The organism is Mucilaginibacter sp. Bleaf8, assembly GCF_018390515.1.
Lineage (GTDB): Bacteria > Bacteroidota > Bacteroidia > Sphingobacteriales > Sphingobacteriaceae > Mucilaginibacter.
In genome coordinates this window covers 237,986-263,370 of the sequence record NZ_JAHBBK010000001.1, presented here as the reverse complement: position 1 = coordinate 263,370, position 25,385 = coordinate 237,986, and the positions used below count along the sequence as shown (strand labels likewise).

The following is a 25,385-nucleotide window of genomic DNA, read 5'->3' as shown; positions in this document are numbered from 1 at the left end:
CATTGCACGCAAAATTATTTGTTTCTTTGCTGGCTTAAATTATGGTAACCTTTTTCGACGCCTCACTCAACACAATATCGGTACACCACGTAGGTAATCCGCTACAGAATGAAATGTATGCCCTATCGGATGCACCACTTTCACTTAAAGATGAGATTATCCCGAAGCTGTTGATGCAGTATTTTTTGACGCCGTTTGAGAAAACGAACGAAGTGTACCACCTGATGCACGTGAGCGGCGATACCAATCTGAACGAGATATTTCATTTTTGTACGGAAGTGTTTGATGATAATGAGCGCTTTCATGACGTGTCGCAGCAAATAGCTAAGTATCTGTACAGTGTTTCCAGTCACCCTAAAATTAAACCGGGCGAAGTATACATTACGCTGTTTAACCAGGTGCAGCTGGAGGGCGAAATGCTGGATGCCATAGGCATATTCAAATCAGAGACCAAAGAGACCTTTTTGAAAGTTTATCCGCAGGATGGTGGTTTTGAGGTTGATTACGAAGAGAACGCCATTAACATCAATAAGCTGGATAAAGGCTGCCTGATTTTTAATACCCAGAAAGAAGATGGCTACAAGGTGGTAGCGCTTGACCAAACCAACCGCAGCCAGGAAGCCGCGTACTGGAAGGACGAGTTTTTGCAGGTTAAAGTACGTAATGACAACTTTAACCAAACCAACACTACCCTGAGCGTTTACAAAAACTTTGTAACCCAAAAGCTCGACGATGAGTTTGAGATGAGCAAGGCCGACAAAATTGACTTGCTAAACCGCTCAATGAAGTACTTTAAAGAAAAGGAAACTTTTGAGATAGACGAGTTTACCGGCGAGGTTTTGGGAAACGACCAGGCCGCCGAATCGTTTAAAAATTACAAGCAGCAATACGAAGAGGAATTTGATACGGTAATTCCCGATAGCTTTTCGATATCAGATAATGCCGTTAAAAAGCAGGCTCGGGTTTATAAAAGTGTGTTAAAACTGGATCGTAACTTCCATATTTATATTCATGGCGATAAAGACCTCATTCAGAAAGGCTTTGATGAAGACAAATCCATGAACTACTATAAAGTATATTTTAGAGAAGAGCAGTAATTTATCACAAACAATAAGCTCTGCCAAACTATTTATTTAGTATGCAGAGTGTGTATTATGAGGTGAATGGAATAAGGCTGCATGCCTTAACAGATGGTGACGACGCACAGGAAACTATTCTGTTTTTACACGGGTTCCCGGAATTTAGTTATGCCTGGCATGAGCAACTCCCCTTTTTTGTTCAAAAAGGCTTCCGGGTTTGTGCACCCGACCTGCGCGGATATAACCTGAGCAGCAAACCCAAAGGAAAAAAAGCTTACGTAATAGACCACCTGGTGGCCGATGTTGTTGGTCTTATCAACCAAATTTCTTCCGATGGTGTGATTGTGGTTGCGCATGATTGGGGCGGCGGCGTTGCCTGGGCATTGGCCATGCAACACCCTGCGGTTGTGAAAAAACTAATTATCCTGAACATGCCGCACCTACAGGTAATGCTCGATAACTTAAAACGCAATCCGAGGCAAATGCTTAAAAGCTGGTATGCGGCGTTTTTTCAGGTACCGCTACTGCCCGAACTGTTATGCCGGATATTCAATTTCCGTTTCCTAAAAAATAGCTTGCTCAAAACATCCAACCGTGGCACCTTTAGCCGTGAGGACTTGCAACAATATCGCAGCGCATGGCGGCAGCCGTACGCCTTAACTGCCATGATTAACTGGTACCGGGCGTTTAAGCAGGATGCACTGAAAAGCTATCCAAAAGTAACCGTACCTACCTTAATCATCTGGGGTAAAAAAGACGCTACTTTAAGCGCCGAAATGGCATCACAAAGTGTAGCACAATGCACCAACGGCAAATTAGTAATGCTGAATGATGCTACCCACTGGCTGCATCACGAAAAACCGAATGAAATTAATCAACTGATATGGGGATTTGTGAAAGGATGATGTTAAGGGCTACTATAAATTATATAATATTGAATATTAGTTTATGCAGTATTTAAAGGTTACATTGTATAACTTATAAAAGCACATCAACTCATTGCGCATGAACTTAGTAAAAAAGCTTCCCTTATACTCCATATACCTGCGCCTGGCTTTTGCCGGTTTGATACTTGCGGCTGCTATAATACAATTTGATGGGTCCCGGTGGTTTATCAATACTTTAATTATTGCCGGCTTGGTAAGCGATATCTATGACGGCATTATAACCCGCAGGCTACAGGTATCTGCCCGCAACTTGCGCAGGCTCGACTCGCACGTTGATCAGATATTTTGGGTTGCTATTGTAATAGCCAGCTTCATTATATATCCGTTGTTTTTTAAACAGCACTGGTTGTATCTGATGCTTTTAATCGGCGCAGAAATAACCTGCTACCTCATTAGCCTTGTACGTTTCCAAAAAGAAGTTGCCACACAAGCATTAGCATCCAAGCTTTGGACGCTGGTTTTATGTGCCACTTTGATACAAGTTATAGCAACCGGTAACGCTACCATACTTTTTCAGATCTGTTTTTATCTGGGTATAATATCCCGACTGGAAATTATCTGCATGGTATTCATCATCAAACAGTGGACACATGATATCCCTACCGTATATCATGCTTATCTACTCAGAAACAACCGGCCTATTAAGCGATATAAATTACTTAACTGTTAATGTAGCAAGTTTGAATACTTGGATAACAGAAGTCATGAAAGTACAGACAAGATCGTGTCACAAGTATAAATACCTGTACCAAACTGTTCCGGGTGTTCCAAAGTGTACCACTTATTTTGAACGCCTTCTGCGCGCTGTAAACGTCGTTTTAGGTGTACCAAAGTGTACCACCTGTTCCGGAGTGTACCGGTTTGTTCCGCTTTGTACCACTTTAAAAGTGGAACACCTGTTACCTAATAACAGACGGGAGTATTGTATCTAATCCCCATCGCTCCTCAATTCCTAGTCCAAACAAAGCAAAGTCGTACTTAACCGGGTCAAGCGGATCAAAGTCGCGCAGGTGTTCGGTTAGTTCTACGGCGGTTAGCCAGTCGGTTTGCCTGCGAGTAATGAGTTTAAGTTTGCGAGCTATACGGTCAACGTGCAGGTCGCACGGGCAAATCAGATCAGCCTGCTGCAGCCTGTTCCAAATGCCAAAATCTACACCTGCGTTATCCTTACGCACCATCCAGCGCAAAAACATATTCAGGCGTTTGCAGGTAGATTTTTGTGATGGTGATGAAATGTGTTTTTTAGTACGGTGCGGATAATCGGGCAGTGAAAAGAAATATTGCCGAAAGTGGTTCAAGGCCAGTTCAGCCCCCCAGCCCCCTAAAGGGGACAAAAAGGCATCCTCTAAGCTGTCAAACCGTTCATAATGATATCTAAAGAAGGTGATGAAGTACAGGGTATCGATATCGTTAAACGTACGGTGCTTGAATTGCAGCAGTTTTTTCAAGTCGGGCTCTTCATGATTCATGATAAAATCATAGGGAGCGCCATCCATTAAAGCAATCAATTCCCGGCACTTTTTTATGATGGTTACCCGCTGGCCCCAGGCTAACACAGCAGCCCAAAATCCCATGATCTCGATATCCTGCTTTGAAGTAAACTGATGCGGGATAACAATCGGATCAGTTTCAATAAATGCAGGCTGATTGTATTGGGCAACTTTGGCGTCGAGGAAGCCTTTAATGTCGGTAACCATGTTAAAGAGTATAGAATCAATTTTGAAACAAGAGCTAAGAACCAAGAGCCAAGTATTCGAAGCTGACAATGCCCCATTAATTCTTGGCTCTTGGTTCTTAGCTCTCGGCTCTATCTATATATTTACGCCAAGGCGTTTTTCAGGTCTTCCAAAAGGTCCTCAATATCCTCCACCCCAACGCTTAAACGCAACAGGTTATCTACTACGCCGGCAGCTTCGCGCGTCTCTTTCGGGATGGAAGCATGGGTCATGGTAGCCGGGTGATTGATCAGAGACTCCACACCGCCCAATGACTCGGCCAGCGTAAACACCTTAAAGTTGGAAGCAATGCGGAAGGTTTCCTGCAGATCGGCATCCTTTAATACAATGGAGATCATCCCGCCAAAATCGCGCATTTGTTTAGCGGCAATATGGTGGTTAGGATGATCGGTAAACCCCGGCCAAAAAATACGTTCGACTTTGGGATGATCTTTTAAAAACTCAGCCACCTGGCGACCATTCTCGCAGTGCGCTTTCATTCGCAAGTGCAGGGTTTTAATACCCCGAAGCACCAAAAAGCTATCCATAGGTCCTGGTGTGGCACCGCAGGAGTTGTATATGAACCACAAACGCTTGTACAAATCTTCATCGCTCATCATTAACGCCCCCATCACAACATCGGAGTGGCCACCAATGTATTTGGTAACAGAGTGCATCACAATATCGGCACCCATATCCATTGGGTTTTGTAAATATGGGGATGCGAAGGTGTTATCAACCACCAGTGTAAGGTTCCTGGCTTTGGCAATTGATGAAATGGCTTGTATATCTACTACCTGCATGGTTGGGTTGGTGGGTGTTTCAATCCAAACCATTTTGGTGTTTTCATTTACATATTCATTGATGATTTCCGGCTCGTGTAGGTTCAAAAAATGGAACTTGATGCCATAGTTCGCAAATATCTTGGTGAAGATACGGTATGAACCACCGTATAAATCATTACCAGTAATTACCTCATCACCGGGTTTCAGCAATTTCATTACGGCATCGGTTGCGCCCATACCACTGGAAAATGCCAGGCCAAACCTTGCATTTTCTAAAGCGGCCAAACAATCTTCCAAAGCCTTGCGGGTTGGGTTGGTACCACGTGAGTACTCATAACCCTGGTTATCGCCCGGCGCTTTTTGCCAATAGGTTGATGTTTGATATATCGGCGTCATTACGGCGCCGGTGCTCGGGTCAGGCTCCTGCCCTGCATGTATGGCTTTAGTTGCGAATTTCATAGTTCAGTTGTAAGTTATGAGTTGTAGGTTGTAAGTTGCGTACCGTTGTCCGATACGCAACTTACAACCTACAACAGTATTAGTATGCCCTAGCAAATAACACCCTCTGGGTAGACGGGTTACCGGTAAGGATACACTTGCCTTCTTCCTGTTCGTTATTTAATGGTATACAACGAATGGTAGCTTTGGTTTCCTCTTTTATGCGCTGCTCTGTTTCGGGCGTACCATCCCAATGGGCTAACAGGAAACCTGGTTTTTCGTCCAGCAAACGTTTAAATTCTTCGTAATCATCTACCTTCGTGGTATTTTCTTCGCGGAAAGTCAACGCTTTGGTGAAGATGTTTTGCTGAATTTCTTCTAATAACTTTTCGATATGATCAACCAAGCCGGCTTGCTGTACGGTTTCTTTGGTTTTAGTATCACGGCGAGCCAGCTCAACTGTTCCGTTTTGCATATCGCGGCTACCAATAGCCACACGTAATGGCACACCTTTCAACTCGTACTCTGCAAATTTGAAACCCGGACGCTGGGTATCGCGGTTGTCAAATTTTACGGAAATGCCTTTTGCTTTAAGTTCTTTACTTAAGCCATCAACATAAGCTGTGATATTTTGCAGCTCCTCATCGTGCTTATAAATAGGCACAACTACCACTTGTATAGGTGCCAGCATTGGCGGTAAAACCAAACCTGCATCATCAGAATGTGCCATGATAAGCGCACCCATTAAACGGGTAGACACGCCCCATGAGGTAGCCCAAACATAATCCTGCTTACCTTCTTTGCTGGTAAATTTCACATCAAATGCTTTTGCAAAGTTTTGCCCCAAAAAGTGTGAAGTGCCCGCTTGTAATGCTTTACCATCTTGCATTAACGCTTCAATACAATAGGTATCTAACGCACCGGCGAAACGTTCGTTAGATGTTTTTTTACCTTTTACTACGGGTACAGCCAGCCAGTTTTCGGCAAAGTTTGCATAAACCTCCAGCATCTGTTCAGTTTCTGCTACAGCTTCTTCGGCAGTGGCATGTGCTGTATGGCCTTCCTGCCATAAAAATTCACTGGTACGCAAAAACAACCTTGTGCGCATTTCCCAGCGTACAACGTTAGCCCACTGGTTAACCAGAATAGGTAAGTCGCGGTATGATTGTATCCAGCCTTTATAGGTATTCCAGATAATAGTTTCGGAAGTTGGGCGAACAATCAATTCTTCCTCTAATTTCGCATCCTCATCCACAATAATATTACCTTCGCCATCGTTCTTCAAGCGGTAATGTGTTACCACAGCACATTCCTTAGCAAAACCATCCACATGGCTTGCTTCTTTTGAGAAGAAAGATTTTGGTATGAATAACGGGAAATAAGCATTGCTGTGACCGGTGTCTTTAAACATTTTGTCCAGCACGGCCTGTATTTTTTCCCAGATAGAATAGCCGTAAGGTTTAATAATCATGCAGCCTCTAACCGGTGAATACTCGGCCAGATCAGCTTTTATAACCAGGTCATTAAACCATTGCGAATAATCTTCGTCTTTACTGATAATCCCCTTGCTCATACTAAAAATTTGTGGAATAGATTTTGACTATTGTATTAATAAAATTACGCCCAAATTTATAAATTTATACGTTATTTGAACTTTTACTTTTAACTCTTCATAGGATCCATGAAAACTACTATACTTAAGGGAGTTATACTTTGCAGTGCACTTGCACTGGCTTCCTGTTCAACCCCAAGTCAGCTGGCATCCGGTAAAAAAGCGGATGATGACGTTTACTTCAGCGAGGCTAAAGCGGGTGATCAACCAGATTACCGCATGCCAATCAGCGAAGATCGCTATGTTAATGCCGATGAAATGGCAAATGATGATGACGAGTACTATTATTATGATAGCTATTCATCTCGCATCAACCGATTCGGTTACACATCGCCTTTCGGCTATTATGATGACTTTTATTACGGTTACAGTCCGTATGCTTATGGCGCTTACGGTTATGGCAGCCCTTATTACGGCGGCGGCTGGGGCTTAGGCGTAGGTCTGGGCTATGGTTACGGCTCTTACTATGGCGGCTTTTCGCCGTTCGGATACGGTTATTATGGCTATTCACCTTACTCCTACTGGGGTACTGGCTATGGCTTAGGCTACGGTGGCGGCTATCCTTACTGGGGTGTTTATTCGGCCTATGGTAGAGCAGCAAACCCAAGACCATACCGCGGTCCAGGCATAGCAGGCACCAGCTATGGATCAGCCACCAGACTATCCCGTCCGGCAACTGGTTACAATGGCGCTTATCCAAACACCATGAACTACCCCGGCAGAGCTGTTTACAGCAATGGTTCAGGCAACTACGGCCGCAGAACAACGCCAAGAAATGGAAGCAATGGCAATTACGTACCACCTTCACGCCCGCAGCGTGAGGATATGGGCCGCCCTACTTACCAGCCGCGCAGTACTGGCTCAAGCTTCGGCGGCGGCGGTATGTCATCAGGTGGCGGTGGCAGCAGAGGTGGCGGCCGTCCTTCAAGACCATAATTACTTTCGCATTCAACTAAATGAAAATCAAATATTACTTATTGGTAATGGCTACAGTAGCCATTACCAAAACAAGTTTTGCACAATACTCACAAGACGCTATCCGCTTTTCTACTTTCCAAACCGGTTCTACCTCCCGCATTAAAGCTATTGGTAATGCCCAAATGGCAGTAGGCGGTGATTTGAGCTCGGTGAGTGGCAACCCGGCTGGCTTGGGTTTCTTTACTCGGTCAGAGTTAAGCATTACGCCAGAATTTAACAGCACCAAGGTAACGGGTAACTATTATGGCCAAAGCAGTACAGGTAAAAGTAACCAGCTCAACTTTAATAATGCTTCGGTTGTATTTTACTCTCGCATCAATTCCCCGCGTGGCGAGGATAAAAGCAAAGGTTGGCTGAGTGTAAACTGGGGTGCATCTTACAACCGCACAAACAACTTCTATCAAAACTCTTTTTACGGTGGTCTAAATGATAAAAGCTCTATAACCGACTATTACACCAGCCTGGCTAACCAAGCATTGGATAACAATTACAGCTTGGATGGTTATCTGGAAGGTTGGGCTGCTGGTCAGGGACTAATTCGATACAATCAGCCACAAGATCAATACGAATCCAATGCTAAATACAAAGCTTTACAAAATAGTAACACCAGAACGGAAGGCGGCCAAACAGCATACAGCTTTTCTATGGGTGCTAACTACAGTAATAAACTGTATTTAGGTTTAGGATTTGATGTTACCGATTTGCGCTACAATTCAACCAACGCCTTTACAGAAGATAATGCAACACTTGCGGACTTTAGCTACAATACCACCTATGGCCGAAATCAAGTAACAACTGGTACCGGCTTCAATATCCGTGCAGGCTTTATTTATAAACCGGTGGAGGCCGTAAGATTTGGCGCTACCGTGACCACGCCTACTTGGTACAATGTTTCGGATGTTACGGAAGAATATTTAAATACGACCTATGAAGCAAGCGGCCAGCCATCAGGCAGAAACGGCGATACCTACAATGCCTCTTACGATTTAAGAACACCATTTAAAGTTGCAGGAGGTTTAGCTATATTCATTAAAAAATATGGTTTCATTACCGGCGATGTGGAGTACCTTAACTACTCGACCACAAGGCTCTCCAGTCCCGATTTTGATGTAACAGATGACAATAATGACATCCGCAAGCTTTATGGCACTGCGGTAAATGCCCGCGTTGGCGCCGAGGCACGGGTAACCAGCAGCTTTTATTTGCGTGGCGGTTACGGCATACAAGGCTCACCGTTAAAAAACGACGGCAAAGATATTAAATCTGTATCGGGTGGTTTAGGTTACCGCTTTGGTTCCTATTATATTGATGCCACGTATATGCACAACAGCGGTACGCAAAACGTAACGCCTTACTCCATAGGCCCACAATTTTCACCTGTGGCAGCATTAAAAACTAACAGTAACAATGCATTCTTAACTGTTGGTCTGCGATTCTAATCCAGAAATTGTATATAAAAAAAGCCCGCTTAATTCATAAGCGGGCTTTTTTATACGTTGAGAAACTGTTCAATTAGTCTTCGTTAACGAATGAACGCAGCATCCAGGTGTTTTTCTCTTTATATTGCATAAAGCCGTTTACCATATCATTGGTACCGTCATCACCAGCTTCCGCAGAAATTTCCAAAATTTCACGTTCCATTTCAATCAAAGTAGCCATATCCTCAATCAGCGCTTTAACCAGGTCGGTATCCTGGCGACCAATGGTATTAATCTCTTTGATTTTGGATATTTCAATATAATCAGCATAAGTGCTGTATGGCGGTTTGCCTAAGGTTAAAATACGTTCAGCAAGATCGTCGATAGTTTGTACAGCAGTAGTGTACAACTCCTCAAACTTAGCATGCAGGGTAAAAAAGTTTGAACCTTTGATATTCCAGTGGCAACCTCTTATTTTTTGATAATGAATATGGTAATTGGCCAATAGTTCATTCAAATGGTCAACAACGGGTTTTACTTCAACTTCGTTAAGGCTTATTTCTTTAGCGTCCATGGTAAATATATTTGTAATTTGTCTACAGTCTCAACACTATGTATAATTAAGTGTTTCAGCAAAGCTAATATTTTACACAACAATCAAAAAGGTTATATTTATCCGTGATGAGCTCATTGAAACTACTGGTTGCCGAACACTTTGAAGGTCAGGTTTGGCGGATGGAAATAGATGCCGTTAGCCATACACTTTTTGCCGAAATACGCCACGTGGAAAACCGTACGGTAACTTTTGCAGCAATTGGCTTGCGCGATGGTAAAACCTATTTTAAAAACCACACGGTAGACGAACGTTGGCTAACCGGAATTGAAACTGCTTATGACGGCGTTTTGCTGCTGCACTTCTACGAATCAGCAGTAAGTCCATCGCATAAAGGGTTGGCCGCTATTGATGCAAAAACAAGTAACCTGTTGTGGAATAATTTCAATTACACGTTTAATCATTTAAGCGCAAACGGTCCCATATTTTATGACAGCCGCCTGCAGCCAACCAAATACTATCTGGCCGATATAAGAACCGGTGTTTTAAAACGAGCTTATGAGCCGGCGCTTGATAATGATTTTGATAATCAAATTCTTGTTCCGCAAATTATTCCTCTCCCGCCCAACTTACCTGCCTTACCGGTAGAAAGCTATAGCAACAAAGTACATTATCTGGAATACAATAGTGTAAGAATTGTATCTTTGCACGCGCTTTGGGCAGGTCAGTTAAAACAGTACTTGTTTATAACAGAAGGTGACCAGATAATTTTTGAAGATATATTGAATACGAACATACAAAAGTTGCAGCCCGAGGCGTTTGTGTTATACCAAAATCAGCTGATCTATCTGAAAGAGAAATCAGAAATACAGGTATTAAATTTGTAACTGTTTAAGTTTTCGTATGAAATTAAAGAACTTACTGTTTGCCGTTCCGCTCTGTGTAATATCTACATCCGTATTGGCCAACTCACTTACCGACTCCATCGGTATTGAAAACCAGGATGGTAAAAAAGTAATATTGCATAAGCTGGAACCTAAAGACAACTATTACGCTATTGGTCGCCGCTATAATGTTGCACCTAACGTAATTATACAATTCAACAACAACGCGTCGCTGCGTGTAGGCCAAATTATTAAAGTACCTACCAACCAGCCGTTTGTGAGTGCAGCTCCGCAGGCCGTTAATACCAGTATTACTCCATCCGCACGTAATCAGAATAACAATAGCATTGCAGGTAACCAGCCTGCACAAAACAATGATAATACGGTTACGGAGTATAAAGTATCAGCAGGTGAAACGCTGTACGCTATATCGCGCCGCTTTAATGTGAGGGTTGAAGAGATTATGAGTTTTAATAATCTGAGATCCAGCAGCCTTTCTCCCGGCCAAATCATTAAGATCAGATCGGCAGCGCCCGCAGCACAGCAACAAAATCCAGTACAACAACCTGCCGCTACGCCGACGCCAGTTCAAGCTAATATGCCACCCGTTTCATCGCCGGAAATTCCAAGTTCTAAACGGGATAGTACCACAGTCGACTCAGACAGCGCATCCGTAGCACGCCGCTTGCCGGCCAACCGTTATGGCCTAACCGAACGTAACGAAAATGGCGTGGCAACGTTTATGGATGAAGCCGGTTTAGACCCTAACAAGAAACTGGTATTACACCGCACGGCACCCGTAGGCACCGTAATAAAAATTACCAACCCCATGACTAACCGTACTACCTTTGCCAAAGTTGTAGGCCGGTTTACGGAAAACGAAATGACTAAAGATGTTGTTATCGTGATGACTAAAAATACAGCCGATGCGCTGGGGGCTTTAGATAAACGTTTTCGTGTAACTATCAGCTACGGTGTATCGAATGAATAAACCTTATATTATTGGCGTTGCCGGCGGAAGCGGTTCTGGTAAAACTTTCTTTTTGAAATGTTTTTTGGAACACTTCAGTGCTGATGAAGTGTGTTTGGTATCGCAGGATGACTACTATTTTCCGGTGGCGGATAACATGACACCCGAAGAAAATAAACTTTACAATTTTGATTTACCCAACACCATCGATCATGAGCATTTTGAGGCCGATATTGAAAGCCTGGTAAATTATAAAACCATTTACAAAAAGGAATATACCTTCAACAACCCCCATGCCGTACCCAAGATAATGGAAATCAAACCAGCTCCTATCTTGATTGTTGAAGGCTTGTTTATTTTCCACTTCCATAAAATTGCGGAGCAATTGGATATGAAAATTTTCATTGATACGCATGAAAACGTTGCTTTGGAACGCCGCCTTAAACGCGATTTGGAAGAGCGTGGCTACTCTAATGAAGACGTGATGTACAAATGGGAAAACCATGTTGTTCCGGCTTACCAAGAGTTTTTGCTCCCTTACAAAGATAGCTGTCACAAGATTGTAATTAACAACACCAACACGCCCGAAGATATTATTAAAGTAACAGATGATATATCGGACGAGTTACGTGAAAAAGTATTAAGCTAAGTATTATGATACATAGCTAATGAAGGCGCTGATGCAACAATGCATCAGCGCTTTTTTGTTGATACCAGCCGGTTAAACTTCGTAACTATAAAAACAAATTTGGGTGCTCATTCCTTAATTAGTTATACATCTAATTGCAAAATCCTATGGAACCCTATGATGATGAACCAACAAAAGACTACCCGCATCACACCGAGCAAAGTGCTGAAGCACCGGCCGGTGGCTATAAGGTAGAAGACGATGATAATTTGGATGAAGGCGATTTAAAACGCTCTTATATATTTGGCGACAGCCATGATGCCAATCCGGATCAGCCCGGATTTGAAAGCCATGGTATGGGCGGCCAAAAACACGGTGAGAGTGTAGAAAACCGTTCGGGTGATGATTTAGCTAACCCATCGCGCAATGCAGGCTACAGTAACGACTATTTTAAACGTACCGAGCCGCTGCAAGAGCATCCTGAAAACAATAATTTTAAACCAGCAAACCAAGAAGGAGAACCAGACGTGAACGAAGGAAAAGAAGAAGTTCCAGGCTACCGTGAAGAGCCGGATCAGCAAAAAGTAGGTGGCGTTGATGCCCCATCAGGCGATCATAGCGCCGATTCAAACAGCGAACAATACCAGGAAGGTACTGTCGATAGTGACGGTGACCGCCAAAAAGTAGGCCAGGACGATTCGGATACCGAAGGTAAGGCTTATTACAAACCAGAAGACGATGCCGGCACGCCAGACTATGGCAGCAACAGCCCGGAAAATCAATAAAAAAAAGCGCCTTGCATAATAAGGCGCTTTTTTATTAAACAACCGCCGTTATTTTCGGATATCTCACCACTTGATCTTCTTATCAATAAAGGCAATCAAATCATTGGCCATGGCCTGCTGTTCTTTCGCATTCGGATGCCCCCCGGTGTTTTTGTATGGGAAGAACAGGGTATAAATTTTAGCGTCATTTATGTTCTTAACCGCTTGTGATACATAACCGGGCCATGGCGCTCCTTCCCGGGTGGCATCCATATTACCTAAGGCGCATATGATATGTGCTTTAGGATAGGTTTTGCGGATTATTTGTACAAAGCGCTGATACGCCTTTACGATGTAAGCCGAATCGGGAGCTGTAGTACCGAACCGGGCTTTGAACTGCTCGTGGTTAGGTTGCTTTACAAGCCAGGAGTCGTTTTGAAAGACGTTGATCACCACTACATCGGGTGTATATTTACTAAAATCCCACTTACTTCTGGCATCTGTGGCATCCAGGCGATTATACATTTCGGGCATGATGAGCGGAAACCAGCTTACCATCATACCGATGCCACTTTTGGCGGTGCAGTAATATTCCGCATCAAAATGACGTGCGGTGATGGCAGCGTAGCTAATATAGTTATTCTCGTACGGACCTGATCCCCTATCTTTACCCGAACTGTCTTCCACAGCATAGCCGCACGTGATAGAATTACCAAAAAATTCTATTTTTCGCTTTTTGGTTACAGGTGCTTTTAATACTGCCGCTTTTTTACCCTCTATGTTAAAACCGTAAAACCAGGTTTTACCCTTATCCCATTCGGTGCGCTTAAACAATTCAAGGGTATGCTTGCCGGCAGGCAAATCAGTTGCTAATGTATACTGCTGCTTTTGTAATGTGGGATGCAGCTTAGCCGTAACTTTGCCATCAACAATAACGTTGTAAAAGTTCTGATCGCCCTCATCTTTTAGCAATGCCTTAACACCTGTACCTGTAAAATTGATTTTAACGCTGGTACCCGGCCATGACAATTGGGCTGCACTATCCTGCATCGCTATTCTACCCATGTAATGTATACGGCTGTCATTACTTTTTATCTGGATAGATTGTGCCCAGCTGGATACCTGTGTACCTATAATCAATAACAAGGGGTAAATTACTTTTTTCAAAGCCTGGTTTAATTGGTGTAAGCTAAAAATAACAACAATCGCTGATGCAACAAGGTGTAAAAGCATTATTGGCTGATTTATTTATTAACAACCCTTTTATTTAGATTTATTATAAATTACCTTTGCGTAGAAATTGAATCAGTGAAGTGATGACAAATAATGCTACCGAATACTCCGCACAGGAGCTACAGATATTAAAGACATTCAGCTTTCAGTTGGATTGTGTAAACAAAAAATGCTGCAAAAAGTACCAAAAAGGTAAACGCTGCAAAAAATGTCCTGAACGGTAGTCTCCCATTATCTATAAAAAAAGGCCTCATACAATTGTAGCATAAGGCCTTGAAAGTAATAACTTAAAAAGTTTATTTAAGGTATACATAAGTGATACCATCACCTCCCCTGTCTGGATGCTCATCTTCCATACGGCTCACCTGATCATACTTTTTCAAATAGGCACGTATAAGCTTCCGCAAAATGCCATCGCCTTTGCCATGAATAATTTTGAGCGTTCCGAAGCTCATCATCAGTGCCCGGTCAATCAGCTTTTCAATAGCATGCAGGGCATCTTCACCACGCATACCACGTACATCAATTTCGGGACTAAAGCCAGCTAAATCAGATGTTGATGAGGAGCTGAATGAGCGGCGTATATCCTTCGGTACGTCCTTACGGGATATTTTTTGTACGCGCTTGCGCTTGGCAACGGTACGTAAATCGCCTATGGCAATAATTACATTATCCTTGGCTATCTCCATTACTTGCCCTGTAGTATCCGAATCAGTTAGTTTCACCCAGTCGCCGGCTTTAAGCTCTTCACTGTCAGACGATGGCTTAGGTGCTGCACTCTGCGTTTTCACTGTATTCTTTTCCGCTTCGCGAGACAAATTTTCACGCAGTGCACGGGTTTTCTCCTTATCGGCCTGGTTGCTCTTAATTTCAGCAATTGTATTTTCAACCAGTTTATTGGCATTGGTTATGATGTCTTTAGCCTGTTGCTTTGCATCACGTATCAGGGCTTTCTGGTTTTCTTCCAAATAGGCTTTCAGCTTCTCATTTTCGGCCAGCAAATCGTTCAAGCGCTTCTGTTGACGGTCGAGCTTAACTTTTGAATCATAAATTTCTTTTTTATCGCGCTCCAGATCTACCAACAGTGTATCTACCTTTTTCTGGTTGGTGCCAATTTTATTTTTGGCCAGATTCAGCACATTTTGTGGTAAACCAATTTTTTGCGCAATTTCAAAAGCATAAGAGCTGCCTGGCTTACCAATGTCCAGTTGGTAAAGCGGCTTCATCTGTACGTTATCAAAAAGCATCGATGCATTTTCGATGCCTTCTGTATTGCTTGAAAATACTTTTAGGTTGGAGTAGTGCGTAGTTACCATGCCCCTCACCTTTTTGTGATTTAACGCCTCCAGCACAGCCTCGGCAATAGGACCGCCAAACTGCGGGTCGGTACCGGTACCAAACTCATCAATCAGAATCAGCGTTTTGCCGTTGGCATTCTCAACAAAGTGCCTCATTTTTGACAAGTGAGCACTATAGGTACTCAAGTCACTTTCAATGGACTGATCATCACCTATATCCACAAAAATCTGCTTAAATACACCTGCGGTACTATGCTCGTCTGCCGGTATCAGCAAGCCGGCCTGTACCATCATTTGCAGCAAACCAACGGTTTTCATACAAACAGATTTACCGCCAGCGTTGGGACCCGATACAGTGATAATGCGCGTGTGCTCCTCAATCTGCATGTTTAAAGGCACCACCGTTTTTTGTTCTTTCTTGAAACTCAGAAACAGCAACGGATGGCGGGCATTGATCAGCCTGATACGCGCTTCATTAACTACTTGCGGCATATCGGCCTCAATGTCAATAGCAAAAAGCGCTTTTGCCCGCACAAAATCAAGCTTGGTAAGCAAGCCGTGATACGAGAGCAGCAGTGGCACGTATGGCCGTAGCTCATCCGTAAGCTGGGTGAGTATCCGTACGATTTCCCGACGGCGTTCAAATTCCAGATCGCGGATGCGGTTATTCAGGCTGAACACCTCCTCCGGCTCCATATACACCGTTTGCCCGGTTGCCGATTCATCATGGATAAACCCCTTTAGCTTTCTTTTATTTTCGGCCAGTAACGGAATACATAAACGACCATCGCGCACGGTAAGGGTTCCGTCGGCAGTCCACCCGTTCGAGGTGGCACTTTTAAAAATCTGGTCTATCTTGCGGCGGGCATCCTGCTCTGCTTTGGCAATGCCTGATGTAATCTCCATCAAATCGCGCGAAGCATTAGGCCTTATCTTCCCTTTCTGATCAATTACCTGATCGATCTTTTTTAAGATTGCTTTTTCGATAGGTAAGTGCTCGAACAACGCTTCCAGATTTGGATACTGCCCCTCACGCTCATTGAAATAACCAATAACGGCAAATACCGTTGCCAGCGATGTTTGTATCTGGAAAAATTCATCCTCAGATAAAAAAGCACCTTCTATGCGTGCCTTGTTCGCGAGCGTTTTAATATCAAAAAAGTTATTAATGGGCAGCGCGGCATCATTAAGCAGAATGTTCTTAAACTCTTGGGCCTGACTCAGAAACTTATGTATCTGGTCAAAATTATTCATTACCTGTATCTTATCCACCATCTGTTGGCCCATGGTGCTCAGGCAATGCGCTTTAATAAGTTCCTTAACTTCATTAAAGCCCAGTTTATCGGCACTATTTTGCGGGTACAGCATTAGGCACTTTAGATACTACTTTGTTAACGGAATCAGTTTTTTGGTTTAACCGGTTAATCACATCATCATAAACAGCATCAAGCTGATCGGGTTTGTTGACGTAATATTTAAAGCTCTTTTTAAATTGAGCGCTATCGGTATGATGTTGTTTAAACACATTTAAATATTTGCCCATACCATATTTGTATAAGGTATCCGGAAACTGCGGCACTGTAGCCAATGCACCGTCAATGGTATGTACGTCTACCAGTAGGGCGGCCATTTGCTCCTTGTCGAGTATGCCCGGCGGTGTTTCGTTTCCTTTACAGGAAAGCAAAATAACCGGAGCTAAAAAAAACAAGATGATATATATACGCATTCTGTAATTTAGCGACTTTAATTAGACTGCAAAATTACGCATAAATGAGCATTACCGATAATATTAAACGCCTTAAAAGCGAGATGGACGGAATTAATGTAACGCTGGTTGCCGTATCTAAAACCAAGCCGGTTGAGGATATACAAACCGCTTACGATGCCGGGTTACGTGCATTTGGCGAAAACCAGGTTCAGGAACTGGTTGAAAAGTATGAACAACTGCCCAAAGATATTGAATGGCACCTGATTGGGCACCTGCAAACCAACAAGGTAAAATACATAGCACCGTTTATCAGCATGATCCAGTCGGTTGATAGTCTGAAAGTTTTGCAGGAGATTAACAAGCATGCTCTAAAACATAACCGCATTATTGACTGCCTGCTGGAAGTTTATATTGCCGATGAGGAAACCAAGTTCGGTTTAGGTTTTGATGAAGTGATTGAACTGGTGCGTTCGGAAGAATTTGCGGCATTAAAGAATGTACGTATACGCGGTTTAATGGGTATTGCTACCAATACGGATAACGAAAAACAGATCAAAGAAGAGTTTTATGAATTGGACAGCTTTTTTGACGGCTTGAGCCAAAGCTATTTCAAGAATGACGATGATTTTGATACGCTTTCTATGGGTATGTCATCCGACTACAAGATAGCCATTGAACAAGGCAGCACCATGATTCGTGTGGGTAGCACTATTTTTGGCGAGCGGGTAATAAAGCACTGGAAAAATAATTGATATGCAGGTACATTTAAGATTAGCAAAAAAAGAAGACTGCCCCCGCCTGCTCGACCTGATACACGAGCTGGCGCTATATGAAAAGGCCCCGCAAGAAGTTACGGTAACTTTGCAGGAATTTGAAGACGCCGGTTTTGGCCATCAACCTGTTTGGAAGGCGTTTGTTGCCGAAGTAGATAACTTTATTGTAGGCTTTGCTTTATACTATGTGCGTTACTCCACCTGGAAAGGCAGCCGTTTATACCTCGAAGACTTAATTGTAACCGAAGGTATGCGTGGCCGTGGCATTGGTAAGCAACTGTTTGACCGCCTGATTCAGGAAGCGCAGGAAATGGGCTTTAGCGGCATGGTGTGGCAGGTGCTGGATTGGAACCAGCCTGCGCTCAACTTTTACCGAAAATACAACGCATTGATTGACACGGGCTGGCTAAACGCTTCGCTATCCAAAGAACAATTGTTAGAACATCAAAGCTATGAGAAATAAATATTTGCCCTTGCTTGGGTTAGCATTTGCCGGACTGAGCTCTTGTTTTAATAACAAAGCCAAAACGCCGCGTGCCGATATCTGGTCAGATACCCTTACTTACCAGTATTTGAACGTGAAAAGCAAAGCTGACGATTGCGGAACCAAACCAGACAGCAGTTGCACCACGGCAGAATTCAAGTATCCCAAGTTTGAAGGCCAGCCGTTGCTAAATGATAGTATTATGGTAAACGTAGCAACGCATTTTGACAGAGCAAAGGGTGCTGCTGGCCTGCAGCGTTTAACATGGTATTATTTGGAAGATTATAAGGTCTATAAGAAAAGTAATCCTGATTGGAAAGGCAAGTTTGAATTAACAACCCAAGCCAATATTGTGGTACAGGATTCGAGCCTGCTGGGTGTAGAATTTAGCGGTTATGAATATATGGGTGGCGCACATGGTACCTCGCGAACCACCTATTTAAACTGGAACACGCAGGCACGTAAAAAAATCACACTTGCTGATATTCTAAAACCAGGTTACGAAACAACACTAACTACTGCCGCTGAAAAAATTTTCAGAAAGCAGGAAAACTTAACGCCAACCGCTACGCTTAGCAATGATTACTTCTTTGCTAATGGTAAGTTTAGCCTGAACAACAACTTTTTGATCACGCCTATCGGTCTTAAGTTTTTCTACAACCGCGGAGAAATCAAGCCGAATGCTGCAGATGTGACAACTGTGGAGATACCATATGAGCAGATCAAATCCATTATTCAACCTAATACAGTTTTAGCCCGATATACTAAATAAATGCTGGTTTTTAAATTCGGAGGGGCATCAGTTAAGGATGCAGCAGGTGTAGCCAACCTGGCACAGATAGTAAGCAGATATAAAAACGAGCAGTTGCTGATCGTTGTATCCGCCATGGGTAAAACTACCAATGCGCTTGAAAAGTTGACTAAAGCTTATTATACGCAAGCTGACGATGTAAATGAAATTTACGAAGACGTTAAAGCATACCACTATCAAATTCTTCACGAGCTTTTTGATAACGGCGATGTGGTTTTTGACGAAGTAGCCAACACATTTGTGGAGATTGACTGGATGCTGGAAGACGAACCGCAGGATAGCTACGACTTTATTTACGACCAGCTGGTTTCTATCGGCGAATTATTGTCTACCCGTATTGTAAATGCTTACCTAAATAAGGCAGGCGCTAAAAGCCAGTGGCTGGATGTACGCGGGTATATACATACCGACAATACTTACCGCGAAGGGTTGGTTGACTGGAGCAAAACAAAGCAATCAATACAGCAGGATATCCCCAGCATGTTGGCCAATAACATCGTGGTAACGCAGGGTTTTTTAGGTGGCACATCAGAAAACTTCACGACGACACTTGGACGTGAGGGTTCGGATTATACCGCTTCTATTTTTGCATCGTGCCTGCAAGCGGAATCGGTTACTGCCTGGAAAGATGTTCCGGGTATATTGAATGCAGATCCTAAGCTGTTCAATGATACGGTTAAGTTCGAAGAATTATCGTATACCGAAGCTATTGAAATGACCTATTACGGAGCAAGCGTTATTCACCCCAAAACCATTAAACCGCTGCAGAACGCAAATATACCGTTGTGTGTAAAATCATTTAATGACCCGGATGCGCCGGGTACGGTGATTAAAGCTATGGGTAAGCAGCAATTTGAAAAAGCTATTGTAATTGTAAAAGACAATCAGGTGTTGCTCTCTATCTCGGCAAAAGACTATTCATTCATTAATGAGAACCACCTGAGCGATGTATACCGGCTGTTTGCCGAAAACCATATCAAGGTCAATGTGGTACAAACATCGGCCCTAAGCCTATCTGTTTGTTTTGATTACGATGAGGAGCGCTTTAAGAGCTTGGTTGAACCTTTAAGTTTAAATTATAACTATAAGTATAACAATAACTTAAAGCTGGTTACCTTGAGGCATTATCAATCGGCCGCGTTAGATGAAGTTACACAAGGACACACTATTCTTTTGGAACAATTAAGCCGTAATACAGCGCAGGTAGTATTAAATAAAGCTCTATAGTTTCACCATGTGAGTGATATATAAAGTCAATAAGAAAGGCACATTGATAAACAATGTGCCTTTCTTATTAAATTCTGTAAGGCAAGGTAAATTTAAACACCGATCCCTTACCCAGTTCACTCTCTACCCAAATGCTTCCATCGTTAGCTTCAACAAACTCCTTACACATAACCAAGCCAAGTGCGGTACCTGTTTCATTATTCGTGCCGGGGGTACTTACACTGGTTATGTTGAACAAGTTGGTCATACGCTCCGGCGCAATTCCAACGCCGGTATCGCTAACCCAAAATTCCAGCTTGTTATTAACTTGCACTTCACATCCCACGGTAATAGTGCCGCCCGTTGGCGTAAACTTAATGGCATTAGACAGCAGGTTGCGTATTACAAATTCAAAATGATCGGGGTCTGTTAACAGTTTTGTGCCTGCCGGAATCTGCTCCTGAATATTTATCTGCTTTTTCTCGGCAGCGGAAGACAATAATGCCAGGCTTCGTTCAAATACCATCTGGGGTTTTACCTTATCCGGGTTAACTTTCACACCCTTAATTTGCATCTGTCCCCAGCGCAGCAGCATATTAAGCGTCTCGAGAGAGGCGCTGCTGGTTAGAGCCAGCTTATCAATCATACCGCTACGTTCTTCATCAGTTATATCATCGTCGTTAATAAAATAAAGCATATCAATAATCGATGCAAAGGGCGCGCGTAAATCATGTGCCAATACCGAAAACAGCTTATCCTTAACGGTGTTGGATTCCTTCAAACTAACGTTTGCTGAATTCAAAAGCTTATTCAATTTGTTACTGCGATACAGTGACAAGCACACAATGATCAATATCACCAGGCAACTAACCGTAACCAGTAAAATCAGGTTTCGCTGTAGTTCATCACGACTGTTAATCAGCTTCAGCTCTTTAACTTTAGCTTCAGAACGCTGTAGTTCATACGCTGATTGTAAGCTGGTTATCTGTCTTGACATATGCTGATAGTAAAAGCTATCAGCTATGGTATGCTCCTGCTCTTTGGCCATAAGCGCATCCAGGTAATTCTTTTGCGCTTTGTATATAGCAGCTAAATCATTGAGCACCTCCATCTCCTGCTTGCGCGATCCTTTTTCTTTTACCAGTTCTTGGGCTTGTTTTAAATAAGCGATTGCCTTTGTCGGATTGAGCTTGCTATACGTATCGGCCAGCCCGGTAAGCGTTTGCAGCTCACGCAAATAGTTGTGGATTTTGCGTGCCTTGGCCAAAGCTGCTTCTTGGAGATCAATGCTCCTATTTCTGTCTCCTAACTTACTGTATACCTTTGCCAAATTATTGGTTAACGTAATATTAAGACCCTGATACTGGGGTAAGGTGCTTAAGCCAATCCCTTTTTGCAGATAAGCTATAGCCTGTGGATAATCACCGGTTTCGCGATAAATTACACCATAGTTATTATAGATATTGAGCGATAAGTTAGAGAATGGCAACGTTTCGTTCAATGCTTCTGCTTTATTCAGATAGGTTAACGCAACATCGTATTTACGCTGGCCCATATACCCCTCGGCCAAGGTTAAATAGGCCTCCATCTTTCCGGTTGCATTCTTTCCTTGTTCGCTTACTTTAAGTGCATGCAGGAAATAGCCTATGGCCTTATCATAGTTCCCCTTACGTAACTCCACCACGCCCAGCCGAATAGTTTCAACACTGATACCTTTTACGTTGTGTGCCCGCTGGTAAATAGCCAGTGCCTGCAAATATTTATCGCGCGATTCTTCAAAACGGCCAAAGTTATCGTCGATCATGCCCAGTTGGTTGAGCATTACTGCTACGCCACTGTCATTACGGCATTGCCGCGAAAATATGATACCTTGCTTAGCCAGGTAAACGGCAGAATCGGGCTTGTAATACCGGTAGTAGCTTATCAACCGGTCATAATCTTTAATAGTAAGCTTCTTGTGGTTTAGCGTATCGGGAGGATAGTTAAAAGAAGACATTGTAGCGCACCAGCCTGGCAGACAAATAAGGAGGGAAAGAACGGCTATAAAAAATCTCCGAAACATCAGGGACAAGGCGCTTGCTTTATTTATTAAGTTATACGTTGTAAAAGTTCGTGAAGTTATAATTATAAAGCCGCACTTTCAAGGCTATAGCACCATTAAACTTATATTAACAACGTACTTATTTCCATATTAAGCCGTTGAATCATAACTGTGCATACAGCTTATCAGATGTTTATCATCATTTTCAATTGTAAAAAAGTGTTAACATTTAGCCGCAAACCCTTTTTAATGAAGCGCAATAATTAAATTAGCCGAGCTATAATATTTACTCATTTCCATGATCGTTCGTAACTTGTTATCTTCATTTATACTGTTCATTTTTGCAGGTGCATTGTCGGCATCTGCACAAACTGATAGTGTAACCATCAATACCGTTGTTGATAAGACCCAAAAATATTTAGAGGCGCGACCAACAGAAAAGGTTTACCTGCATATGGATAAGCCTTACTACGCCGTTGGCGATACCATATGGTTTAAAGCCTATGTAAGTGCCGACTTGCATCAGCCCTCGCCTATAAGCAAGGTGGTTTATATAGAGGTTATTGCCAGGGCCGACTCATTGGTACAGTTAATTAAACTGCCGGTACGCAACAGTATTGCCTGGGGTAATATTGCCTTAGCCTCTGCCAACTATCAGCAAGGTAATTATCGCATTCGGGCTTACACCAAGTGGATGACCAACAACGAGCCAAGTTACTTTTTTGATAAGACCATCACGGTTGGTAATGCTATCGAAAATAAGATACTTACCAATATTACTTACAACACTAATAAAAGCGGCAAGGTGAATGCCCGCATTCTGTATAAAGATCAGCGCGATGCCCCCTATGGTAATCGCAAGGTTACCTGGACCGTTCAAAATGCAGATGGCACACTGGAGAAAGGCAAAGGCACAACCGACGCCAATGGCTATCTTACGCTTAGTATTTCCGAAAAAAACGCACCGCAATTAAAATCGGCTTCTTTGGTTACGGTGATGGATGTTGAGAATAAACATGCTGTTACTCGTACTTTTCCGCTCAAAAATGCTGCGGCTACTAATGATGTTCAATTTTTTCCTGAGGGCGGTGATTTAGTGGACGGCATAAATAGTGCCGTTGCTTTCAAAGCCATCAGGCCGGATGGTTTGGGAACCGAAGTTAAGGGTACCGTAGTAGATAACGAAGGCAAAACAGTAGCCAGTATCACCTCCCAGCACTTGGGCATGGGCATATTTACCTTTACGCCCGAAAGCAATAAAACCTACAAAGCAAACGTCAGCTTCCCGGATGGCACGCAGGCAACCTATAACCTGCCCAAAGCTAAACCATCGGGCTTAGTTCTGAGTATCGATAACAAAAATGCCGCAAGCATGAACTTGAAGATCACGGCCAATGATGCGTTTCTGCAGGCTAACCGCGGTAAATCATATTACATAATTGCGCAGAGTAGCGGTGCTGTTTGCTATGCGGCGCGTGCCAGTTTGTACAAATCAGAAATTGTTGCTGCTATTCCGAAAGACAAGCTGAGAAGCGGTACCGTCCAGGTAAGCATCCTGAACACCAGCGGCGAGCCGCTCAGCGAAAGGCTGGCCTTTGTTTGGAATGCCGGTGAGTTGATGAATCTATCACTAACCGCTGATAAGCCAACTTATGCCCGCAGGCAAAAAGTGAAACTCAACCTAGCGGCTAAAGCGCAAAGCTTGCCAGCTGATGCCAACTTTTCGGTATCTGTTATTGATGAAACTAAAACGCCATTTAACGATAACGCATCAACAACTATTTTAACGCATTTGCTGCTGCAATCAGATGTAAAAGGCTTCATTGAACAGCCCAATTACTATTTTACAAAAACAGACGAAAAGAAGCTTAATGAACTTGACCTGTTGATGCTGACGCAGGGCTACCGTCATTTTACTTACAAAAGCATTATCACAGGTGCTTACCCGCCGTTGTATGCTTTACCCGAACAAGGCATCGAACTTTCGGGCACCTTACGTACGTTAAATGGTATGCCGATAAAGGGCGGTAACGTGCGTTTGCAGATTCCAAACCGCAGCTATAATGCCAACGCCATTACCAATGCCGAAGGAGAATTTAAATTCGAAAATCTGCTGTTTGAAGACTCCTCGCAGGTAACATTAAATGCCCGGAATAACGTAAGGGCAAATAACCTGATGATTATGGTAAGCCCGTCAGGCTCAACATCCACCCTGCCGCCTAACCCGAATTATCCGAACGAAATATTAAATATAGACAGTACCCTATCACCATACTTGCAGAACAGCAAAAGGGTTTATGATAATTCCCATCAGTTGAAAGAAGTGGTTATTAAAAGCACCACGATTCCGAAGACAGTTACTCATAAAGACTATGCCGGTCTTTCGGGCTTATCATCCATTGCCGACCATCAGGTTAACGGTTCACAATTATCTGCCTGCAATGATCTGCTTACCTGCATAAGAGGCTCATTACCGGGAATTACTTTTGATAATAATTTCTTTTACGTTACCCGCGATTATAATGCAGGTAACAGAACCCCTACCCAGGTGTTTGTACGGGGAATGCCGGTTGATAACAATTACCTGAGTAATATCAATCCAAGCGAGGTCGAGTCTATCGAGATATTTGTGAAGGACGATTTAGGCACCGTTAACCGTACTTATAATACCAACGGCGCCATCGTGGTGAATATGAAAAAGATAGAAAGCAAACGCATAACACTTGCCGAATTACAGCAGCTTTCACCTCCGCCATACATTGTAAACCTGATGCCGAAAGGTTATGATGCAGTTAAGGAGTTCTATTCACCAAAGTATGATGTAAGCAAAACGAACACAATAGGTCTTGATTTACGCACAACCATTTATTGGAACCCTGCAGTTTATACCAACAAAACTACAGGCACTGCCAGCGTGGAGTTTTTCAATGCCGACAGCAAAGGCACCTACAAAGTAATTGTAGAAGGTTGGGACAAAGACGGTAACCTGGGCAGATATGTATACCGATACAAGGTAGAATAGTTAACAAATTAACATCTCCCAAATCATTGAGCCTGTTT

22 protein-coding genes are annotated in these 25,385 nt (G+C 43.1%); 14 read left to right on the top strand and 8 right to left on the bottom strand.

All coding sequences use genetic code 11. The features are described from left to right. Positions 1-41 precede the first annotated feature (41 nt). The 3 genes from KHS38_RS01090 (at position 42) to KHS38_RS01080 (ending at position 2,696) form a co-directional block, all read left to right on the top strand. On the top strand, positions 42-1,097 hold the full coding sequence (locus KHS38_RS01090; protein ID WP_213486210.1) for a nucleoid-associated protein: 1,056 nt from the start codon (positions 42-44) through the stop codon (positions 1,095-1,097). A gap of 41 nt (positions 1,098-1,138) precedes the next feature. After that, positions 1,139-1,984 carry an alpha/beta fold hydrolase gene (locus tag KHS38_RS01085; protein WP_213486208.1) on the top strand — a complete coding sequence of 282 codons (846 nt, stop codon included), beginning with the start codon at positions 1,139-1,141 and terminating at the stop codon, positions 1,982-1,984. A gap of 100 nt (positions 1,985-2,084) precedes the next feature. Continuing rightward, positions 2,085-2,696 carry a CDP-alcohol phosphatidyltransferase family protein gene (locus tag KHS38_RS01080; protein WP_213486206.1) on the top strand — a complete coding sequence of 204 codons (612 nt, stop codon included), beginning with the start codon at positions 2,085-2,087 and terminating at the stop codon, positions 2,694-2,696. Between the two features lie 229 nt (positions 2,697-2,925). Here KHS38_RS01080 and KHS38_RS01075 read toward each other — a convergent pair whose 3' ends face one another. From KHS38_RS01075 to proS, 3 genes are all read right to left on the bottom strand, one after another. Continuing rightward, on the bottom strand, positions 2,926-3,723 hold the full coding sequence (locus tag KHS38_RS01075) for a TIGR02757 family protein (RefSeq protein WP_213486203.1): 798 nt from the start codon (positions 3,721-3,723) through the stop codon (positions 2,926-2,928). Positions 3,724-3,845: 122 nt separating this feature from the next. Beyond that, positions 3,846-4,985, bottom strand: a complete 1,140-nt coding sequence (locus KHS38_RS01070) for a cystathionine gamma-synthase (RefSeq protein WP_213486202.1) — start codon at positions 4,983-4,985, stop codon at positions 3,846-3,848. Positions 4,986-5,064: 79 nt separating this feature from the next. Next, a complete protein-coding gene (gene proS, locus KHS38_RS01065; protein ID WP_213486201.1) occupies positions 5,065-6,537 on the bottom strand; it encodes a proline--tRNA ligase in 1,473 nt (490 codons plus the stop codon). A gap of 108 nt (positions 6,538-6,645) precedes the next feature. Here proS and KHS38_RS01060 point away from each other — a divergent pair, with 108 nt between their 5' ends. Together KHS38_RS01060 and KHS38_RS01055 are read left to right on the top strand one after the other, a co-directional pair. Beyond that, positions 6,646-7,512 (top strand): hypothetical protein, encoded by an 867-nt coding sequence (locus tag KHS38_RS01060; protein WP_213486200.1) that lies wholly within the window; start codon positions 6,646-6,648, stop codon positions 7,510-7,512. 20 nt (positions 7,513-7,532) lie between these two features. After that, positions 7,533-8,993 carry an OmpP1/FadL family transporter gene (locus KHS38_RS01055; RefSeq protein WP_213486199.1) on the top strand — a complete coding sequence of 487 codons (1,461 nt, stop codon included), beginning with the start codon at positions 7,533-7,535 and terminating at the stop codon, positions 8,991-8,993. Positions 8,994-9,066: 73 nt separating this feature from the next. Here the strand turns inward: KHS38_RS01055 and KHS38_RS01050 are convergent, their stop codons facing one another. Beyond that, positions 9,067-9,546 (bottom strand): Dps family protein, encoded by a 480-nt coding sequence (locus KHS38_RS01050; protein WP_213486198.1) that lies wholly within the window; start codon positions 9,544-9,546, stop codon positions 9,067-9,069. Between the two features lie 107 nt (positions 9,547-9,653). On the opposite strand from KHS38_RS01050, the gene KHS38_RS01045 reads away from it, so the two are divergent. The 4 genes from KHS38_RS01045 to KHS38_RS01030 all read left to right on the top strand — a co-directional run bounded on the left by KHS38_RS01045 (position 9,654) and on the right by KHS38_RS01030 (position 12,792). Next, positions 9,654-10,412 (top strand): DUF4905 domain-containing protein, encoded by a 759-nt coding sequence (locus tag KHS38_RS01045; RefSeq protein ID WP_213486197.1) that lies wholly within the window; start codon positions 9,654-9,656, stop codon positions 10,410-10,412. A gap of 16 nt (positions 10,413-10,428) precedes the next feature. Beyond that, positions 10,429-11,400: a DPBB and LysM peptidoglycan-binding domain-containing protein gene (locus KHS38_RS01040; RefSeq protein WP_213486196.1), complete on the top strand. Its 972-nt coding sequence runs from the start codon at positions 10,429-10,431 to the stop codon at positions 11,398-11,400. Then, the gene (locus tag KHS38_RS01035; RefSeq protein WP_213486194.1) at positions 11,393-12,028 is read left to right on the top strand and encodes a uridine kinase family protein; all 636 of its coding nucleotides are present in this window, start codon (positions 11,393-11,395) and stop codon (positions 12,026-12,028) included. Before KHS38_RS01040 ends, KHS38_RS01035 begins: the two co-directional genes overlap by 8 nt. A gap of 146 nt (positions 12,029-12,174) precedes the next feature. Then, a complete protein-coding gene (locus tag KHS38_RS01030; RefSeq protein WP_213486192.1) occupies positions 12,175-12,792 on the top strand; it encodes a hypothetical protein in 618 nt (205 codons plus the stop codon). 63 nt (positions 12,793-12,855) lie between these two features. Here the strand turns inward: KHS38_RS01030 and KHS38_RS01025 are convergent, their stop codons facing one another. From KHS38_RS01025 to KHS38_RS01015, 3 genes are all read right to left on the bottom strand, one after another. Further along, positions 12,856-13,938: an SGNH/GDSL hydrolase family protein gene (locus tag KHS38_RS01025; RefSeq protein WP_213486185.1), complete on the bottom strand. Its 1,083-nt coding sequence runs from the start codon at positions 13,936-13,938 to the stop codon at positions 12,856-12,858. Positions 13,939-14,300: 362 nt separating this feature from the next. Beyond that, the gene (locus KHS38_RS01020; RefSeq protein WP_213486183.1) at positions 14,301-16,670 is read right to left on the bottom strand and encodes an endonuclease MutS2; all 2,370 of its coding nucleotides are present in this window, start codon (positions 16,668-16,670) and stop codon (positions 14,301-14,303) included. Next, positions 16,651-17,028, bottom strand: coding sequence for a DUF4296 domain-containing protein (locus KHS38_RS01015; RefSeq protein ID WP_213486181.1), 378 nt, complete (start codon positions 17,026-17,028; stop codon positions 16,651-16,653). Before KHS38_RS01015 ends, KHS38_RS01020 begins: the two co-directional genes overlap by 20 nt. A 44-nt stretch (positions 17,029-17,072) precedes the next feature. Here KHS38_RS01015 and KHS38_RS01010 point away from each other — a divergent pair, with 44 nt between their 5' ends. From KHS38_RS01010 to KHS38_RS00995, 4 genes are read left to right on the top strand one after another with little or no spacing between them, the layout of a single operon-like run. Further along, positions 17,073-17,762: a YggS family pyridoxal phosphate-dependent enzyme gene (locus KHS38_RS01010; protein WP_213486179.1), complete on the top strand. Its 690-nt coding sequence runs from the start codon at positions 17,073-17,075 to the stop codon at positions 17,760-17,762. 1 nt (position 17,763) lies between these two features. Further along, entirely contained in the window at positions 17,764-18,246 is a 483-nt protein-coding gene (locus KHS38_RS01005; RefSeq protein ID WP_213486174.1) for a GNAT family N-acetyltransferase, read from the top strand. Further along, positions 18,236-19,039 (top strand): DUF3298 and DUF4163 domain-containing protein, encoded by an 804-nt coding sequence (locus tag KHS38_RS01000; protein ID WP_213486172.1) that lies wholly within the window; start codon positions 18,236-18,238, stop codon positions 19,037-19,039. Before KHS38_RS01005 ends, KHS38_RS01000 begins: the two co-directional genes overlap by 11 nt. Next, positions 19,040-20,305: an aspartate kinase gene (locus tag KHS38_RS00995; RefSeq protein ID WP_213486170.1), complete on the top strand. Its 1,266-nt coding sequence runs from the start codon at positions 19,040-19,042 to the stop codon at positions 20,303-20,305. A gap of 67 nt (positions 20,306-20,372) precedes the next feature. Here KHS38_RS00995 and KHS38_RS00990 read toward each other — a convergent pair whose 3' ends face one another. Continuing rightward, a complete protein-coding gene (locus KHS38_RS00990) occupies positions 20,373-22,280 on the bottom strand; it encodes a tetratricopeptide repeat-containing sensor histidine kinase (protein WP_213486169.1) in 1,908 nt (635 codons plus the stop codon). 343 nt (positions 22,281-22,623) lie between these two features. Between KHS38_RS00990 and KHS38_RS00985 the strand changes: the two genes are divergently transcribed. Further along, positions 22,624-25,347: a carboxypeptidase-like regulatory domain-containing protein gene (locus KHS38_RS00985; RefSeq protein ID WP_213486167.1), complete on the top strand. Its 2,724-nt coding sequence runs from the start codon at positions 22,624-22,626 to the stop codon at positions 25,345-25,347. The last annotated feature ends 38 nt before the right edge of the window (positions 25,348-25,385 follow it).

Bases quoted from the DNA above. Each gene is read 5' to 3' on its own strand.
- KHS38_RS01090 (WP_213486210.1), top strand. From the start codon at position 42: ATGGTAACCTTTTTCGACGCCTCACTCAACACAATATCGGTACACCAC.
- KHS38_RS01085 (WP_213486208.1), top strand. From the start codon at position 1,139: ATGCAGAGTGTGTATTATGAGGTGAATGGAATAAGGCTGCATGCCTTA.
- KHS38_RS01080 (WP_213486206.1), top strand. From the start codon at position 2,085: ATGAACTTAGTAAAAAAGCTTCCCTTATACTCCATATACCTGCGCCTG.
- KHS38_RS01075 (WP_213486203.1), bottom strand. From the start codon at position 3,723: ATGGTTACCGACATTAAAGGCTTCCTCGACGCCAAAGTTGCCCAATAC.
- KHS38_RS01070 (WP_213486202.1), bottom strand. From the start codon at position 4,985: ATGAAATTCGCAACTAAAGCCATACATGCAGGGCAGGAGCCTGACCCG.
- proS (WP_213486201.1), bottom strand. From the start codon at position 6,537: ATGAGCAAGGGGATTATCAGTAAAGACGAAGATTATTCGCAATGGTTT.
- KHS38_RS01060 (WP_213486200.1), top strand. From the start codon at position 6,646: ATGAAAACTACTATACTTAAGGGAGTTATACTTTGCAGTGCACTTGCA.
- KHS38_RS01055 (WP_213486199.1), top strand. From the start codon at position 7,533: ATGAAAATCAAATATTACTTATTGGTAATGGCTACAGTAGCCATTACC.
- KHS38_RS01050 (WP_213486198.1), bottom strand. From the start codon at position 9,546: ATGGACGCTAAAGAAATAAGCCTTAACGAAGTTGAAGTAAAACCCGTT.
- KHS38_RS01045 (WP_213486197.1), top strand. From the start codon at position 9,654: ATGAGCTCATTGAAACTACTGGTTGCCGAACACTTTGAAGGTCAGGTT.
- KHS38_RS01040 (WP_213486196.1), top strand. From the start codon at position 10,429: ATGAAATTAAAGAACTTACTGTTTGCCGTTCCGCTCTGTGTAATATCT.
- KHS38_RS01035 (WP_213486194.1), top strand. From the start codon at position 11,393: ATGAATAAACCTTATATTATTGGCGTTGCCGGCGGAAGCGGTTCTGGT.
- KHS38_RS01030 (WP_213486192.1), top strand. From the start codon at position 12,175: ATGGAACCCTATGATGATGAACCAACAAAAGACTACCCGCATCACACC.
- KHS38_RS01020 (WP_213486183.1), bottom strand. From the start codon at position 16,670: ATGCTGTACCCGCAAAATAGTGCCGATAAACTGGGCTTTAATGAAGTT.
- KHS38_RS01015 (WP_213486181.1), bottom strand. From the start codon at position 17,028: ATGCGTATATATATCATCTTGTTTTTTTTAGCTCCGGTTATTTTGCTT.
- KHS38_RS01010 (WP_213486179.1), top strand. From the start codon at position 17,073: ATGAGCATTACCGATAATATTAAACGCCTTAAAAGCGAGATGGACGGA.
- KHS38_RS01005 (WP_213486174.1), top strand. From the start codon at position 17,764: ATGCAGGTACATTTAAGATTAGCAAAAAAAGAAGACTGCCCCCGCCTG.
- KHS38_RS01000 (WP_213486172.1), top strand. From the start codon at position 18,236: ATGAGAAATAAATATTTGCCCTTGCTTGGGTTAGCATTTGCCGGACTG.
- KHS38_RS00995 (WP_213486170.1), top strand. From the start codon at position 19,040: ATGCTGGTTTTTAAATTCGGAGGGGCATCAGTTAAGGATGCAGCAGGT.
- KHS38_RS00990 (WP_213486169.1), bottom strand. From the start codon at position 22,280: ATGTCTTCTTTTAACTATCCTCCCGATACGCTAAACCACAAGAAGCTT.
- KHS38_RS00985 (WP_213486167.1), top strand. From the start codon at position 22,624: ATGATCGTTCGTAACTTGTTATCTTCATTTATACTGTTCATTTTTGCA.